10 protein-coding genes and 1 pseudogene are annotated in these 15,783 nt (G+C 68.1%); 6 read left to right on the top strand and 5 right to left on the bottom strand.

The genetic code is table 11. The features are described from left to right. The first annotated feature begins 56 nt into the window (after positions 1-56). The 3 genes from JGU66_07890 to JGU66_07880 all read left to right on the top strand — a co-directional run bounded on the left by JGU66_07890 (position 57) and on the right by JGU66_07880 (position 5,764). Positions 57-1,025: a TonB family protein gene (locus JGU66_07890; GenBank protein ID MBJ6760681.1), complete on the top strand. Its 969-nt coding sequence runs from the start codon at positions 57-59 to the stop codon at positions 1,023-1,025. A gap of 86 nt (positions 1,026-1,111) precedes the next feature. After that, on the top strand, positions 1,112-3,412 hold the full coding sequence (locus JGU66_07885; GenBank protein MBJ6760680.1) for a membrane dipeptidase: 2,301 nt from the start codon (positions 1,112-1,114) through the stop codon (positions 3,410-3,412). Positions 3,413-3,529: 117 nt separating this feature from the next. Next, positions 3,530-5,764: a putative metal-binding motif-containing protein gene (locus JGU66_07880; GenBank protein MBJ6760679.1), complete on the top strand. Its 2,235-nt coding sequence runs from the start codon at positions 3,530-3,532 to the stop codon at positions 5,762-5,764. A gap of 42 nt (positions 5,765-5,806) precedes the next feature. On the opposite strand, the gene JGU66_07875 is transcribed toward JGU66_07880, so the two are convergent. The 3 genes from JGU66_07875 to JGU66_07865 form a co-directional block, all read right to left on the bottom strand. Beyond that, positions 5,807-7,372, bottom strand: coding sequence for a mucoidy inhibitor MuiA family protein (locus JGU66_07875; protein MBJ6760678.1), 1,566 nt, complete (start codon positions 7,370-7,372; stop codon positions 5,807-5,809). 10 nt (positions 7,373-7,382) lie between these two features. Beyond that, positions 7,383-9,455 (bottom strand): mucoidy inhibitor MuiA family protein, encoded by a 2,073-nt coding sequence (locus tag JGU66_07870; protein ID MBJ6760677.1) that lies wholly within the window; start codon positions 9,453-9,455, stop codon positions 7,383-7,385. A gap of 99 nt (positions 9,456-9,554) precedes the next feature. After that, positions 9,555-10,808: an MFS transporter gene (locus JGU66_07865; GenBank protein ID MBJ6760676.1), complete on the bottom strand. Its 1,254-nt coding sequence runs from the start codon at positions 10,806-10,808 to the stop codon at positions 9,555-9,557. Between the two features lie 99 nt (positions 10,809-10,907). On the opposite strand from JGU66_07865, the gene JGU66_07860 reads away from it, so the two are divergent. Continuing rightward, a complete protein-coding gene (locus tag JGU66_07860; protein ID MBJ6760675.1) occupies positions 10,908-11,375 on the top strand; it encodes a helix-turn-helix transcriptional regulator in 468 nt (155 codons plus the stop codon). Between the two features lie 69 nt (positions 11,376-11,444). Here the strand turns inward: JGU66_07860 and JGU66_07855 are convergent, their stop codons facing one another. Beyond that, a complete protein-coding gene (locus tag JGU66_07855; GenBank protein MBJ6760674.1) occupies positions 11,445-12,752 on the bottom strand; it encodes a chloride channel protein in 1,308 nt (435 codons plus the stop codon). Positions 12,753-12,947: 195 nt separating this feature from the next. Here JGU66_07855 and JGU66_07850 point away from each other — a divergent pair, with 195 nt between their 5' ends. Continuing rightward, positions 12,948-14,033, top strand: coding sequence for an SGNH/GDSL hydrolase family protein (locus JGU66_07850; protein ID MBJ6760673.1), 1,086 nt, complete (start codon positions 12,948-12,950; stop codon positions 14,031-14,033). Between the two features lie 80 nt (positions 14,034-14,113). Here JGU66_07850 and JGU66_07845 read toward each other — a convergent pair. Continuing rightward, positions 14,114-15,120 (bottom strand): annotated as a pseudogene (locus tag JGU66_07845) (hypothetical protein). On the opposite strand from JGU66_07845, the gene JGU66_07840 reads away from it, so the two are divergent. Then, positions 15,119-15,760 carry a hypothetical protein gene (locus JGU66_07840; protein ID MBJ6760672.1) on the top strand — a complete coding sequence of 214 codons (642 nt, stop codon included), beginning with the start codon at positions 15,119-15,121 and terminating at the stop codon, positions 15,758-15,760. The pseudogene JGU66_07845 and the gene JGU66_07840 sit on opposite strands and share 2 nt — an antisense overlap. Positions 15,761-15,783: the final 23 nt, after the last annotated feature.

Here is a 15,783-nt window from a genome sequence, read left to right as displayed (position 1 = left end):
GGGAGAAACCCGGGGTGGTGGCGGATCCAGGCGGTTTTGCACTACAGGCGAGGCCCATGACGTCGGAGGGGACCGTCAGCGAGCCTCGTCCTGGGGCGCAGTCCATCGCGCCCGTGCGCTCGGGGCGGTGGCTCGTCTTCGTCGGGGTGTCGTTGGGCCTGCATGGCCTGTTGGCCGGATTCCTCGCGCTCCGTCCTTCGCGTGCGCTGCCACGGCCGCGCGAGGTCCTGAACGTTCCGGTCGCGGTGGACATCGCCTGGACGGCCGGAGGTGATCTCGGCTCGCCAGGGACCGGGTTCGGAGCCATCGACACGGCCACGCAGCCAGCGTCTCCGCCCGCCCACGCGCCCAGTCAGCCGATGAAGTCCGCCGTGCCCAGCGCATCGCCCAAGCCCGCGCGAGTCGCGAGTCCACCGCCTGCTCCCGCGCGAAAGCCCAGCACAGCCAGCGAACCCGCGCACGTCGCGAGCACGCAGCCCGAGACAGCACCGACTCCCATCGCATCCGCTGAGCCATTGCACGTCGCCACCGAGCCGCTGCGTGTGTCGGATCCCGCGCCCTCGTCAGGTGTCCCGTCGGAGTCGCCGCACGCAACGGGCTCGCAGACGGGTTCAACGACGGAGTCCGCGCGGGTTGGATCCGCGGCCAGCGCGGCGAGCAGTGGTGCCTCTCCGTCGGGAGCAGGAGGAGCGGGCGCATCATCGCAGGGCGCGGACAGTCGGCTGGCCATCGTTGACTACACCCTGCGGCTCTCGCGGCGCGTGATGCGCGAGCAGCACTATCCCGAGCCCGCGATGCGACTGGGCATGCGAGGCATTGCCCAGATCCGAGTCACCGTGCGGCGAGACGGCACACTCGCCACGATGCCACGCCTCTCACAGTCCTCGGACTTCGAGCTGCTCGACGAAGAGGCCCTGCGCATGGTGAATGCCTGCGCTCCCTTCGAGCCGCTGCCCACCTCCTGGCCCTACGTCGAAGCCGAGCTGGTCATCCCCGTGCGCTTCTTCCTCAAGGCCGGGAATTAAGAGTCTGACCAATATTTTCTCGTCCCTCGGCTTGCACTCGGAGTCCTGGCTGTCACTAAGTGGACCTCCCCACCCCTGGAGGTCCCATGTTCTCTCGTCGTACCGGGCTGCCCCGTGCCGCATGGGCGTTCGCCATGGCAGGTGCCCTGGCCTGCGCCCCTGTTGAAGAACTCCCCGAGCCACCCCCCGCGCCAGCGTCCGTGAAGCAGGGGCTCGGCGTGCCAGGCTTCGCGGAGCTGCACCACCACATGTTCGCGGAGGAGGCCTTCGGCGGCGGCTGGTTCCACGGCAGCTACACCGGCGCCCTCACCACGTGCGACGGAGGACTTCCGGAGAGCGACCACGCGCGCGTTCGGATGGACCTGAGCAACCTGCTCAACTTGTGTCCCAACTCGGGCGGAGTGGACCTGCGCGGCGTGCCCATCCTGTCGCAGCTGTTCGGCGTGGGTGGCGCGGTGGCCTCCGAGTTCCTCGGGAAGATTGAAGGCACGCAGGGCGACACGGGGCTGCACATGGGTCGCCGCGTCCCGAACAGCGAGTGGCCGCGCTGGGACACCATCGCGCATCAACAGTCCTGGGAAGGCTGGCTGAAGCAAGCGCATCAGGGCGGGCTGTCGTTGGTGGTGGTCTCCGCCGTCAGCAATCAGTTCCTCTGCGAGGCATTGCCGCCGCAGAACCGCAAGCGGGCCTGTGACGAGATGGCGGACGTGGAGGTCCAGCTCCAGCTCGCGCGGCAGTTCGACGCCGCGAATGATTGGGTGGAGATCGCCCTGTCGCCCGCGGATGCGCGGCGAATCATCTCGCAGGGCAAGCTGGCCATGGTGCTCTCCATCGAGACGAGCAAGCTGTTCGGCAGCAAGGACTGGCGCGCGGAGCTCGATCGCTTCCATGCGCTCGGCGTTCGCACGTTGCAGCCCGTTCACCAGTTGGACAACCGCTTCGGCGGCGCGGCGCTGCACAACGTCATCTTCCAGGCGGCGCAGTTCCTGGAGAACTGCCACATCGACACGGACTGCGGCGTCACCGCGGGCAACTTCACGCTGGGCTTCGACGTGGACGCGCAGTGCCGCAACGTGCGCGGGCTCACGACGGAAGGACAGCAGTTGGTGCAGGCGATGATGGACAAGGGGATGCTCATCGACCTGGCCCACCTGTCCGAGAAGGGCGTGAAGGACGCCTACTCGGTGGCGGAGCGGAACAACTACTACCCGCTCTTCATCAGCCACGGACACTTCCGCGAGGTGATGAACGGCAAGCTGGCGGAGAACGAGAAGACGACGCCGGCGTGGGTGGTGCAGATGCTGCGCCGCACGGGCGGCATGTTCGGCCTGCGCACGGCGCACGACGAGACGCGCACGTACACCAAGGCCAACATCGCCAACGACTGCCAGGGCTCCAGCCGCTCCTTCGCGCAGGCGTACGAGTTCGGTCGTCAGGGCCTCAAGGTGCCCATGGCCTTCGGCGCGGACTTCAACGGCTTCATCCAGCAGACGCGTCCGCGCTTTGGTCCGAACGGCGCGTGCTCGGCGGGCTTCCAGGCCGAGGCAGATGCCCAGGAGCACGCGCAGGAGCAGCACGGCCCCGCGCGGCTGGGCACGCCCTTCGATGAGCAGGGTCTGGCGCACGTGGGCCTGCTGCCCGACCTCTTGAAGGACCTGCGCAACCTGGGTTCGGACACGACCGGGTTGAACAATTCCGCCGAGACTTTCATCCGCATGTGGGAGCGCACGAGCGCGGCGCGCGCGGGGATGGCGGACGCGGCGAACGACATGGACACGAGCGGCGTGGCGCCGTGGGTGGCGCCGAGCGAGCGCGAGAAGGCGTATCCCACGGTGTGCGGCAAGGCGTATGCGCCGGACTCGAAGGAGCTGGGGCAGGGCTGCCGCTTCGACGATGAGTGCGTCAGTGAACAGTGCACGTCGGTGCTGTGCGACACGTTCGATGGGCGCTGCGTGTGCAACGACGACGGGGACTGTGGCGCGGCGAGTTACTGCCAGGACGAGGTGCCGGGCAATCCGGGGGACAACGACTGCGTGCCGAGGAAGGCGGACTGGGCCTCGTGCAGCCGGGATGGGCAGTGCCTCTCGGGGGCGTGTGGTGGGTGCCTGAACGCGGTGGGTTGGTGCTACACGCCGCGCTCGAAGGGACTTGGGCAGACGTGCAAGTCGGACCGGGAGTGCACGACGGACCGGTGTAGCGCGGACTGCTACTTGAACCCCACGGGGGTGTGCCTCTGCAACAGCGATTCGCAATGCGGGGCGAACCAGTTCTGTGGGTGGGGCCTGAACTCGGGCAAGTGCGTGAACAAGCGCTCCCGAGGCGCGGCCTGCTCGAGCGACCGCGAGTGCCAGTCGAACCGGTGCCGCTGGTCCTTCACCTGCGCGTGAGAAGAGGGGACAGGCAGGCGCCCGAGGTCGGGAGCGGTTTCCGAACTCGGGCGCGGCTGTCATGCCCCGTGGGGTGAGCGGTGGGCGGAATGGGGTGATGCGCTAGACTGCAGCGCCATGCGTCGCAAAGCCCTATTCCTGCTCCCGTTGTTGCTCCTGGCCTGCAACCGCGAACCGGCCGCGAACGAAGCCGCCATCGCCGTCAACATCGCCTACGACATGTCCTTCAAGAAGGGCTGCTTCGTGGTGCGAGCGCGTGACGGCTCGGGCAAGGAGGCCCTGGTTCGGGTGAACGCGGCCGATCGCTCGGACAGCAGCAAGCCCGTGACAGTGGCGGTCTACCGCAAGGCGGACTGGGGTCGTGACGTGGAGATCAACGTCACGGCGTTCGAGCTGAAGGACTGCACGGCGACGGCGGCGGGCATGCCGCAAGGGGCGCCGGTGGACAGCTCCACGAAGTCGTTCGCGTTCAAGGACGCGGGCAAGCAGTCGTGGGATGTCCCGCTCATCACGCCGGATGAGGACGGTGACGGCTTCGTGGCCACGCGCAACGGCGGCGGAGGCACGGACTGCGACGACACGCGCGCAAACGCGTACCCGGGAGCACAGGAGATCTGCGACGGCCTGGTGAACAACTGCGGCCATGGCGTGGACGAGGGCCTGCCGAAGACGAAGTACTACAAGGACGTCGACGAAGACGGCTACGGCGACTCCAGCCAGATGGTGGATCTGTGTGCGGCGCCGGCCGGCTATGTCGCGGCGAAGGTGGAGGGCTTCGACTGCAACGACGGGGTAAAGGCCATCCATCCCGGGGCCACCGAGATCTGCAACGAGATCGACGACAACTGCAACAACGTCAAGGACGAGGGCCTTGGCCAGCAGTGGTTCCGAGACGCAGACGGTGACGGGTTCGGCGACGCTACGACTACCCCGGTTGTGAATTGCGCGCAGCCCGCGGGCTACGTGGCGAAGCGTCCCGAGGGCAACGGGCTCGACTGTGATGACACGAAGGCGGCGGTCAACCCACTCGCGGTCGAGAAGTGCAACGGAGTCGATGACAACTGCGTGGGTGGCATCGACGAGCCATTCGGGGACAAAGACAAGGTTTGCAATAACGACGTGTGCACTGGAACGTGGGTGTGCAACACGAACCAGGATGGGCTGACGTGCACCGCCCCCGCGCCGGTGACCTATCACCGTGACGCGGATGGGGACACCGTCGGGTCATCGAACCCCGCGGACGCGCAGAAGGTGTGCCCCCCCGGCGGTCAGCCGGCTGGCTACGTGGTGAGCAGCAATGACTGCGATGACAAGGATCCGCGCAACTTCCCTGGCAACACGGAGATCTGCGACGACCGGGACAACAACTGCTCGGACGGAGCGAACGAGGAAACGCGTCCCTCGGTAGTCTGTGGAGACAAGGGATGGCAGCAGGTCTCGGATGCTGCGCTCGTATCCGGGACGACCTGGAACACGGTGGCGGCTCCGGCTTCGGGCTATCCAGTGTGGATTGCGGGCCAGAACGGAGCGCTGGCCGTTCGCGCAACGGCGACCTCTCAGTTCGTGAGTTGGAATACGAAGTGCGGAACCACTGACTGGAGGGCTGCCTGGGTGAGGCCCTCGGACGGAACCGTGTTCGTGGCGGGATCTGGCGGAACGCTTGCGGCTTACACGGCTGGCGCTACCAACTGCGATATCCTGTCGGCGGGCTCGGTCTCGACCCACACGTTTACTGGAATCATTGGCTTTGTCATCGGAGGCAGCACGGCGGTCTATGTCGTCAACGATGAGGGCCAGGTCTACGAGTGGAAGTCCGGTGGCTCGTTGGCATCCAAGGTGACTGCCTCAAACAGAAAGTTCCAAGACATCCACGGGATCGATCAGGCTCATCTTCTGGCGGTCGGGTACACGGGCAACGCGGGCGATCCAGACCCAGCCATCATCTCGACGGACATCACCCAGACGACTCCGGCAGCCACGGCGCATTCCATTGCTGCGGGTCTTCCGAACAAGGTGCTGCTCAACAAGGTCTGGGCCTGGGATGCGACGCATGCCTACGCCGTGGGCCTGAAGGGCTCCGTCCTGAAATGGGATGGCGCGACCACGTGGACGCCGGTGAATCAAGGGCTCAACGTGGAGTTCAGCAGCGTGTGCGCGGTGGATGACGCCTCGGTCTACATGACTGACACGGGAGGCCTGATCCGCTGGATGTCTCCGAGTGGTTGGAACACGCGCTACACGGCGGGCGGCGAGCTGCGGGACCTGGTGGTCGTGCCTCGGACGGATGGCTCGAACGTCTGGGACTACTGGGCCGTCGGTCCGAACAACCGCGTCATCCACTTCCCGGAGTGATGCACATCAGGGCGCGCGGAGTCTCCGCGCGCCCTGATGGGGTCACATCCCGCTCGTGTCGTAGCTGGACGGCGTGGTCACTCGGAAGGCGAAGTGCATGTCGCGCTTCTCCCCGGGCCCGAGCTTCACGGTCCAGGTCGCGATGCCATCGTCCTGGCCGAGCCGATATCCAGGCGTCGTCTTCTCATCCACCTCTACCTTCACGTCCGAGAGTTCGGAGACCGGAAGGTGGTCGGACAGCTCCACTTGCTCGGACTGCGTGCCCAGGTTGGTCAGCTCGAAGCGGTAGCCGTAGCGGAAGCTCCGCCGGCTCGACAGGAAGCCTTCGTCACGCTTCATCTCCTCGACCACGCGCCGGCTGATGCGGACCGACTCGTCCACGCCAAACGTCAGCAGGAAGGACGTGCCCTGCGGCACGTGCTCCAACGCCTGTCTGCCGATGAAGCCCGAGTCTCGGTAGAGATCCACCCGCCCGGGCAGGAACGGGAGCGGCGCGGTGTTGGTGAGCTGGGCCACTCGGAAGAACACGGGCTGAAGCTTGGGGACGGCTCGGAGCGAGAATGTGGACTTGAGTCGTGCCTTCGACACGCTCAGGCGCACGGCGTCTCCGTTGCCCGGCACCTGCGCGGACTCGGGGACGGTGAGCTGCACGGAGAGCCCCTGGGCCGCCGCGTCGAGCCCGCTGGCCCCAAGCTGCGTCACGTCCTGCCCCACGGACGCTGCCGCGCGGAACTCGTCTCCGCGCACGAGGTACACCTTCTCCTGGGGGCGCTGGGTCGCGCTTACCTTGAGCGGCATCAACGTGGGGGGCGTGGCCTGGGTGCGCGGCCTCGCGGTGGAGAGCACCAGGTTCACCTTCGCCCAATCCTCTCCCGTGGACTGCTGGACGTTGGCGAGCGTGGTCAGCTCCACCACGCCCGCCGCCTCGTGGGCGCGAGCCTCATAGGCGGGAGTCCAGCTCGCATCGCGCACCAGATAGCTCAGCTCCACCTGGGCCTTGGTGCCGCGTGGGCAGCTCAGACGGACTTCGGCGGAGCGGACGGGACGTGAACGCTCCTTCTCCAGTCGCGTGACTTCCGTAGCCACCTCGGTGAGCTGTCGCTGCACGTCCTGCAACTGCTCCTCGGCCTTGCGGCCCTCTTCGATGGCTTTCATTCGCGTGGCGAGTACCTGGTCGAACAGGGCGCCCCATCCGCGAGTGTCCGCCTTGAAGCTGTCCAGCTCTTGCACGGCCCGCGTCACCGCCACGCGGGAGAACCCCTGGGCCAGCCTGTCCAGGTCCTTGGCTCGGGCCGAGGCGTCCTCCCAGGTGGCCACCTGCGCCGCGAGCGCGTCGCGGCGGGCCTGGGCCTTCGTCAACTCCGTGTGCAGGGCCTCGGGGTTGGGTGCTTCGGAATACGTGAGTCCTTCCGCCGTGCCGGCCGTGGTGCGGGCGCGCAGGCTGTCGGGCTCGGCGGACAGCGGGAGGTCCTCGAAGTGAACCGTGGTGTCGCTGGCGCACTCCACGTTCTTCACGCGCGTTACCTGCGCGCGATCGGGATAGACGACGACCGAGGACACTTGAGCAGGGGCGACGAGCGCCCAGAGCGTCAGGGGCAGGACATGCATGGGATGCGCCTCACGGAAGCTGCTGCAGGCGCCAGCCCTTGGGCCGGCTCAGGGAGTATTGGAAGGAGACCGTGGACTTGCTGGACGCGGGGACCACCATCTCCCATTGCAGTACGCCCGTGCTGGACTCCTGCCGAGCCACGGGCTCACTGCGCAGCAACTCCACCTGCACGTTGCCATCGGTGTTGAGCGGCAACTGGTCCACCACGCGAACGCGCAGGGGCGAGTGATAGGGATTGGGGACCTCGATGAAGACCTCGTAGGTCGCGACCTCGTCCTTGCCGAGGAAGCCCTTCTCGGACTGCGCCACGCGCACGTTTCGGGCAGTGCGAACCGCGCGGTCCATGCCCAGGGGCAGCGTGAACGGTTGTCCTGGCATGACGAGGTCGAGCTGCGCGGTTCCCGCGGGGTCGTCTCCCACCGCGAGCGTGGCTGCTCCGCTCGGAAGGATCCCCGTGGCCGGGCCCTTCAGGTCCGCGACCAGGTAGGTCTCGGACGAGAGCGCGGGGAAGGCCACGCGCCGCACGTCCACGGGCCACGTGTCGTCGAACAGCGGGATGGCGCGGGAGCCCTGTCCGCTGCGAATCGTCTCGCGGGCCCGAGCGGAGAAGGTCAGGTCATATCCGCCCGCGAGCGCGGCGGGGGAGTGGGGATTCAGCGGGGGCTGCCAGGTGCCGACTGGGGCTGCCATGCGAAGCTGTGGACCCGGTGTTGGCGCCTCGGTCGCGCTGACCGCGGTGACGACTATCTGAGTAAAGGAATCAGGGAGCATCTCCACGTTGACCATGAGAGATGAGCCCGCGCGGAGCGCGATGTCTGCCCTGGCATAGGGACGGAGGGATTCGCTCTCAAACCGCAGGGTGTAGGTCCCGGGAGGGAGATGGGCCAGGGAGTATCTCCCTTGGGTGTCTGTGACGGTGTCTCGTTCCGACTCCAGCGATGAAGAGGTTGCGCTGACGACTACGTCTCGCAATGGCTTTCGAGACTCCGCGCTGGTGATGGTGCCCACGAAGCTCCCTTCCCCAACGGGGGGATTGGCGGGTGGGGGCCGGGGTGTTTGGGCGACAGCGAGAGGGGTGGGCTTCGCACCGGGTGCCGCGGAAGTCCCCGCGCGGGTCAGGAGTTCCTGCCTCAGCACCGCCTCTTCGCTGAGGGTGCTCTCACGAACAGGTGTCGTGGGCTGGGGCGGAAGTGGCGCCCCGGTCGAGACGGGCGTGGGGATGAAGCGCTCGGTCGAGCCAATCGACCAGGTCGCGAGTCTGGGCAAAGGCTGGGTGGTGGCGGGATTGGCCGTGCTCAACGTGAGCGCCGCCGACTCCCAGTCCTCGCTCGTCTCCTGACTGACCTGTGCTTGGAGCGCGACGCGGACGCGCTGACCATCGGGGTCCAGCCGCAACTCGTAGGCGGGGGTCCACCGCGCATCCCGGGTGACGTAGGCGAGCCGCAGCTCCGCGGAGCCTGTGCCCGCGAGCGTGGCGGCCACCTTCACGGCGGAATGGCTCGGGGCGAGGGCGAACTCCGCCGCTTGCCGCTGGAGACCTTTCGCCTCCTCGGTCAGTGTCGCCGCCTGGCGCTCGAGTTCGCGCAGCCGGGCATTCAGCTTCGCGGTGGTGTCACCCAGGAATGTCGTGGCGGTGCTCCACGCTGTCGGGTCTCCTCTCGCGGTGGATGCGGAGGCCCCCGGCGACTCCTTGGCGCCCAAGGGTGTGGGTTGGATGCCGCGGATGGCGGCGAGCTGAGCACGGTAGGCGTCGGTCTCATCCCGGTTGCGCACCTGTAATCGCTCCACGCGCTCCATCGAAGCCAGCAGCTTGCGCGCGGCCTCCTCGGAGAACGCGCCCATGTTCACGCGGCGCACCTCTACGCGGGACACGTCCGCCCCGCGCGCCTCGACATGCACGGAGTCCAGGTCGAGGGGCGCGGTCAGCAGCGGGAAGTCCACATGCTGTGTCCCCGAGAGATTCACCGTCGCGGTTCGCACCACGCGAGCACGGTCTCCGTAGACCGTGACCGCGGTGATGGGCGCGTCGGTGGCAGTGCCGAGAACACTTGCGGCAATCAGTCCGATTCCGAACGAGAGCATGAGACAGCGTGTCTGATGTTTCGAAACGTGTCATCTCGGAACCCAAAAAAACATCCCCGAGCGCGAGTCTGTCTCTGGGGTTCGTGAATTGATGTCTGTTTAATGCCTATTCGATGCCGATTCGATGATGGTGAGCGCCCAGAACACCAGGGCGGCTGCGCTGAAGCTCGCGCCGAGCACGCAGACCCCTGTCCATCCCCAGCGCGCATACACGAGTGTCGAGGCGAGGGCGCCTGCTCCGCTCCCCACGGAATAGAAGACCATGTAGCCCGCGACGAGCCTGCTGCGCGCCTCGGGGCGCACGCTGTAGAGCATGCTCTGGTTGGTCACGTGCACGGCTTGGATGGCGAGGTCCAAGAGAATGACTCCCACCACCAGTGCTTGCAGGGAGTGGCCCAGGAGCCCGATGGGCAGCCACGACACCAACAAGAGCACCAAGGCACTCCCCGTGGTCGTCTGTCCCCATCCTCGGTCCGCGAGCTGCCCCGCTCTCACGGCCCCCAGCGCTCCCGCGGCTCCCACCAATCCGAACAGGCCCACTTGAGTCGGTGACAGGGATAGGGGTGGCGCGCTGAGCGGAAGCACGAGGGATGTCCAGAAGGTGCTGAACGCCGCGAAGATCAGCAGCGCGAGCACGCCTCGAACTCGAAGCAGGCGCTCCTGGGCGAACAAGTCGAACACCGAGCGCAGCAGCCGCGAATACGACGGCGTCTCCTTGGGCGGGGCGTGTCGGGGCAGCACTCGGAACAGCGCCGCCGCCATCCCCAGGGTGAGGAGCGCGGAGAACAGATACACCGCGCGCCAGCCCGCGAGGTCCGAGACCCCGCCCGACACCGTGCGCGCCACGAGGATGCCGAGCACCACGCCACTCGTCACCGTGCCCACCACGGTTCCGCGCTGCTCAGGCGACGCCAGGGTCGCCGCGAAGGCCACGAGCACCTGCGTCACCACCGCGAGGAGCCCCACCACGGCCATGCCCACCAGCAGCCATCCACGGGAGGGCGCGAACCCCACCAGGAGCAGCGCCCCCACCGACACCAGGAGCTGTCCGACGATGAGCCGCCTGCGCTCCACCACGTCCCCCAGCGGCACCAGCAACAACAACCCGAGCCCATAACCCGCCTGCGTCACCATGACGACGACCCCGATGGACGCCGAGGGGATGCCCAACTCGAGCGCCATCGCCTGGAGCAACGGCTGGGCGTAATAGACGTTCGCCACCGCCAGCCCACACGCCACCGCGAACAGCAACACGACCGAGCGAGCCAGCGGAGGCGCGGCCCCCACGCCCGCGCGCGTCTCCGCGACACCGCTCGACTGCTCGCCCAACGCACCGTGCTGCTCCAGCCGCATCCTCGCCACCTCGCCATGTGGTTTCGTTTTGAAACCAGTCAAGAAGTAGCGAGGGTGGTTTCAGGTTGCAACCAGATTGGGGGCCGCTAGGTTCCAGGGATGAAGCGGACCCGGTTGGAAGGAACGCCCTGTCCCGTGGCTCGGGCGCTGGATGCCGTGGGCGACGGCTGGTCCCTGCTCATCGTGCGGGATGCGTTCGATGGGCTTCGTCGCTTCGGCGAGTTCCAGAAGAGCCTCGGCCTGGCGAAGAACATCCTGGCGACTCGGCTGCGCTCACTCGTGGCGGAGGGGGTGTTGGAGCTCGCGCCCGCGTCGGATGGGAGCGCGTATCAAGAGTACGTGTTGACGCCGAAGGGCCGTGGGCTCTTCCACGTCGTGGTGGGGCTGCGGCAATGGGGTGAGGACCACTGCTTCGCGCCGGGAGAGGACCGCTCCGTGCTGGTGGACCTGCCCGCCGAGCGGCCCGTGCGCCGGCTGCAATTGCATGCGCAGGATGGGCGGCTGCTGGGCCCGGACGACGCGGTCGTGAAGAAGGCCCCGGTGCGCAAGGCCCGCGCGAAGCGATAGGCCCCGCGCCCGGTCCGCTCGCGGATGCTCCCGCGCGTGGTCGCCGAGTCGCTCACGTCCCCGAGCGTCTCAGGGCCCCGGAGCGGCGGCGGGCTTCGTGGGCTCGGGGGTCTTCGCGGGCTGGGTGGACAGCTCGCGCAGCGGCGTGAGTCGCTCCAGCAGCGGGCCGCCGTGCTTCAACCTCGCGATGCGCTGCGCGGGATAGATGCCCCGGTGGCCCGTGAGCAGGTACGCCACCACCGCGACGATGGCCACGTGGGGCAGCACCGTGCCGCCCAAGAGCTCCACCGCCATGATGGACAGCGCGAGCGGCGTGTTGGCCGCCGCGGCGAACAGCGCCGCCATCCCCACCGCCGCGCCCATCTCAACCGGCAGGTTCAGCACCCGCGCCAGCAGGTTCCCCAGCGCCGCGCCGATGAAGAACAGCGGCGTCACCTCGCCGCCCAGGAACCCCGCGCCCAGCGTCACCACCGTGAACACCAGCTTCCACGCGAACGCTGTCCCCGGCAGCGTCGGGTCCTGGAACGCGCGCAGGATGCCGGGCACGCCCAGCCCCAGGTAGTCCTCCGTGCCCACCAGCTTCCACAGGGCCACCACGCCCAACCCGCCCAGCGCCATGCGCACCGGAAGCCACGGCACGCGCCGCTCGAGCAGCTTCTTCATCCGGTGCGTGCCCTCCACGAACAGCACCGCCACGCCCGCCACCGCCACCGCGAACACCAGCCACTTGCCCACCAGCGGCCACGTCAGCGGCAGCGCCGCGGGGATGGGATAGGCCGTGTGGTGGATGCCCAGCCCGCGCGTCACCAGGTCACCCACCACCGCCGCGACCAGCGCGGGCAGGAGCGCCTCGTAGCCAAGCCGCCCCACGCACACCACCTCCAGCCCGAACACCGTCCCCGCGATGGGCGTGCCGAACACCGAGCCGAAGCCGCCCGCGATGCCCGCCGCCAACAGCTCGCGCCGCGTCTCCACCGTCACCCGCAGCCGGTGCGCGATCGCATCCGCGAGGCTCGCGCCCATCTGCACCGCGGTGCCCTCGCGCCCCGCGCTGCCTCCGAACAAATGGGTCAGCACCGTGCCCAAGAGCACCATGGGCGCCATGCGCACCGGAATCTGCGCGTCGCCCTCGTGCACCGTGTCGATGACCAGGTTGTTGCCGCCTCGGATGGAGTGGCCCCACTTCCCGTACAGCGCCCCGAGCACGAGCCCCGCCACGGGCAAGAGGTAGACCATCTCCTCGTGGCCCACCCGCCACTCGGTGGCCTTCTCCAACAAGTACAGGAAGACCGCGGACGCGACGCCGCACACCCCGCCCACCACACTGCCCAACGACAACCACTGCGCCAGCGCCCGCGCGCTCCGAGAGAGTTCCACGCGGCGCAGTGTAGGCCCTCGGTGCGTGAAACAACGCGTCATCACGGGGCCGCTTGCGTCATCCCTGGAACACTGCGTCATGAATTTCACATTGAGTCGCTTTTGCGGGTTTCGGTGGTGATTCTCCAATCAACCCCCTGTAGCCTGCGCGCCCCTCACCCCACCCCCTCCGTCGGAAACGACAAGGAGCAGGTCATGTCTGTTCGGCGCAGCAGGCTGTCCCTCGCCGCCATGGTCGCGGCCGCCACCGTCAGCGGCAGCGCGATGGCGAGCACCATCAATCAGAACACGTCGTGGACCATCAACCGCTCGGCGTCGTCCACGTACCGCATCGTCGCGTACGGCGACTCCATCTACGCCGGCTACGAGGGCGGCATCTTTGACGTGGCCCGTCGCGCGGCGCCGATGATTCAGGGCGAGTACGCCGCGAAGACGTGGGGCAGCAACGTGGAGGTGGTGCGCCGCACGAAGTCCGGTGCGAAGGCGGACGACATCTACAACAACAAGATTGTCTCCGAGAAGTCGTACATGCAGGCGACGAACACGCGCGCCGTCGTGTTCGAGATGTGTGGCAATGACTACCTCCAGGCGCGCAGCGCGTTCGCGGGGCAGACCGGCACCTGTGACTACAGCGGCCTGGAGAGCGCCCTGTCCGCGTGTGCCTCGTACACGGAGAAGGCCATGCAGGCCATCAACCAGTACGCGACCACCGCCAAGGTGAAGATTGTCTCCAACATCTACTACCCGGGCTATGCGGCGGATAACACGCTGACGGGCTGCACCGACTCGGCCACGGGCCAGAAGGTGAACAAGCAGGCCAAGTTCCTGCCGCTGCTGGCGCGCAGCAACTGGCGCACGTGCAGCCTGGCCACGAAGTATGGCTTCAAGTGCTCGGACTCCTTCGCGGAGATGATGGGCGCCGAGTACGACTCGAACAGCGACGGCAAGGTGGACGTGGACGGCCTGCGCTACGTCGAGGGCGAGTCCGAGGCCGACTACGTGACGCGCATCACCACCACGCTGCGCTCCACCATCCGCGACTCGAACGGGCACCTGGCCAACGCCAGCACCAGCTACGACTACCTCCAGTCGGATGACACGCACCCGACCTACTCGGGCAGCACCGTCAGCCTGAACTGGTTCTCGGGCTCGGGCTCCGGCTCGGCCGCGCCGGCGTACACGGACGCGCAGATGGCCGGTGGCAAGAACCCCATCTGGAACCAGTTCGGCCACGAGAAGATGGGCTGGTCGATGTCCACGTACAACCCGGCCACGCCGTGAGTTGACGTGCAGCGCTGGGGCCTCCGACTCACGTGTGGGTCGGGGGCCCTTCGCGTTTCCAGCGGCTCAGATGAAGTGGCTCACATGAGGTAGAAGCGCACGAGGAGCAGCGCGGGCAGGCCCCCGTAGTATGCGAGCCGGCACAGCCACTCCGCGCCGCGCCGCGTGTTGCGCGCCCACCGGGGGCCCAGCCACGCCGCGCTGAACGACAGCAGCTCCGCGAGCACGCGCCAGAAGCACGCATACAGCACGAGGCTCAGCATCACGGGCACCCAGAAGCGCCCGAAGGTCTTCAGGTACGCCGCCAGCCCGTGCATCTGGTACTCGCCCAGCCAGCCGCCAAACGCGATGTATTGGTGCGCGCGGAAGAAGACGCCGGTGATGATGAGCGGCACGCCCACGTGCTTCAGCGCGAGCTGGTGCGGACGGCGCAGCCACATCGCCTGTCGCGCCTGGGCATAGCGGACCAGCGGATGCGTGCGCGCGGCGCCCAGGGTGCCATGGGGCGCGAGCGCGTCGAGCAGCGGCGCGGGGTCCTGCGTCTCCAGGAAGCGGCCGAAGGTGCGCCCCGTGCGCAGGCGCAGCGTGAGGCCCGGACCGGGCAAGGGCACCCAGGCGGGGCGGACGCTGGAGAGGGACTCGAAGGGAATCTCGAAGCGCTCGCCGCTGCGCAGCGTGAGCACCAGCCGTGAGGACTCCACGGCCACGCGGGCGCGCGTGAGCGCACGCAGCGCCACGACCAGCGCGAGCGGCAGGAGCCCCCCGAGCACGAGTCCGCGCCCCACCGGGCCGGGCTGCACGGTCTGCGTGCCCGAGACGACGTCCCCCAGCAACTGCGCGGTGAAGAAGAGGATGCTGCCCAACGACACGCCTTGCGCGAGCATGCTTAGCCATCGCAGCGCGGAGGGGTAGGCATGGACCGCGAAGGTTGTGTGCGAGGACTCGGAGTCGACGGCTTCGGGCGCGGCGGAGACGGGCACGGTGGACGCGTTCATGCGGCGCATTCAGTCGGGTGACGAGGCGCGGTCGATTGCCTCGGAAGAAGGGGCTCCGTAGCATACGCAGCCCGGAGGTCCTCAGCGAACATGCGGTCGTCGTCTCCATCGCCCGAGCGCCGCATCGATTCTGACGGAGTCACCCGCGTCGCGCCCGCGCGCTCACAGAGCCACGCGGCGCTCTGGATTGTCGGCGGTGGGCTCGTCTTCACCGTGGCATGTCTGGTGTTGAGCGGTTGGTTGATGTCCTCGACGCCCGAGGTCGAAGCGTCACCTCCCCTCGCGGAGATGCCTCGGACTGTCGAGCCGCTCCCCGAGCCCGCGCCGCACGTGGCGCGCGCGCCCGTACCGCCGCCATCGCGCCCCGCGCCGCGCGTCGAGACCCCTCCCGTCGAGTCGCCCAGCGAGCCGCCCGCGCCCCAGGCCGCGCCGTACACGGGCCCCACGGGCACGGGGCTGTACCAGCGCGGCACCAAGCCGTTGAAGCGCGGCATCCTCGTGCCCGAGGGCTTCGAGCTGCCTCCGGGCTACATGCGCCACTACCAGGCCACGGACAACGGCGAGAGCGTGGCGCCCATCTTGATGTTCCATCCGGACTACAAGCCGCTCGATGCGAACGGGCAGCCGCTCGCGCTGCCGGAGAACCGCGTGGTGCCCGCGGAGATGGCGCCCGCGGGCATGCCCATCCAGATGCTGGAGCTGCCGAAGGAAGAGGCGGGGAACGCTCCGTGAGTCTGTCGAGGCGGGGGGCGTGG

Source organism: Myxococcaceae bacterium JPH2 (assembly GCA_016458225.1).
GTDB lineage: Bacteria > Myxococcota > Myxococcia > Myxococcales > Myxococcaceae > Citreicoccus.
This window is presented reverse-complemented; position numbering and strand designations above follow the sequence as displayed.

Excerpts from the sequence above, each read along its gene's own strand:
- JGU66_07840 (MBJ6760672.1), top strand. The coding sequence starts at position 15,119 with ATGCGGTCGTCGTCTCCATCGCCCGAGCGCCGCATCGATTCTGACGGA.
- JGU66_07890 (MBJ6760681.1), top strand. The coding sequence starts at position 57 with ATGACGTCGGAGGGGACCGTCAGCGAGCCTCGTCCTGGGGCGCAGTCC.
- JGU66_07880 (MBJ6760679.1), top strand. The coding sequence starts at position 3,530 with ATGCGTCGCAAAGCCCTATTCCTGCTCCCGTTGTTGCTCCTGGCCTGC.
- JGU66_07870 (MBJ6760677.1), bottom strand. The coding sequence starts at position 9,455 with ATGCTCTCGTTCGGAATCGGACTGATTGCCGCAAGTGTTCTCGGCACT.
- JGU66_07865 (MBJ6760676.1), bottom strand. The coding sequence starts at position 10,808 with ATGCGGCTGGAGCAGCACGGTGCGTTGGGCGAGCAGTCGAGCGGTGTC.
- JGU66_07860 (MBJ6760675.1), top strand. The coding sequence starts at position 10,908 with ATGAAGCGGACCCGGTTGGAAGGAACGCCCTGTCCCGTGGCTCGGGCG.
- JGU66_07885 (MBJ6760680.1), top strand. The coding sequence starts at position 1,112 with ATGTTCTCTCGTCGTACCGGGCTGCCCCGTGCCGCATGGGCGTTCGCC.
- JGU66_07875 (MBJ6760678.1), bottom strand. The coding sequence starts at position 7,372 with ATGCATGTCCTGCCCCTGACGCTCTGGGCGCTCGTCGCCCCTGCTCAA.
- JGU66_07850 (MBJ6760673.1), top strand. The coding sequence starts at position 12,948 with ATGTCTGTTCGGCGCAGCAGGCTGTCCCTCGCCGCCATGGTCGCGGCC.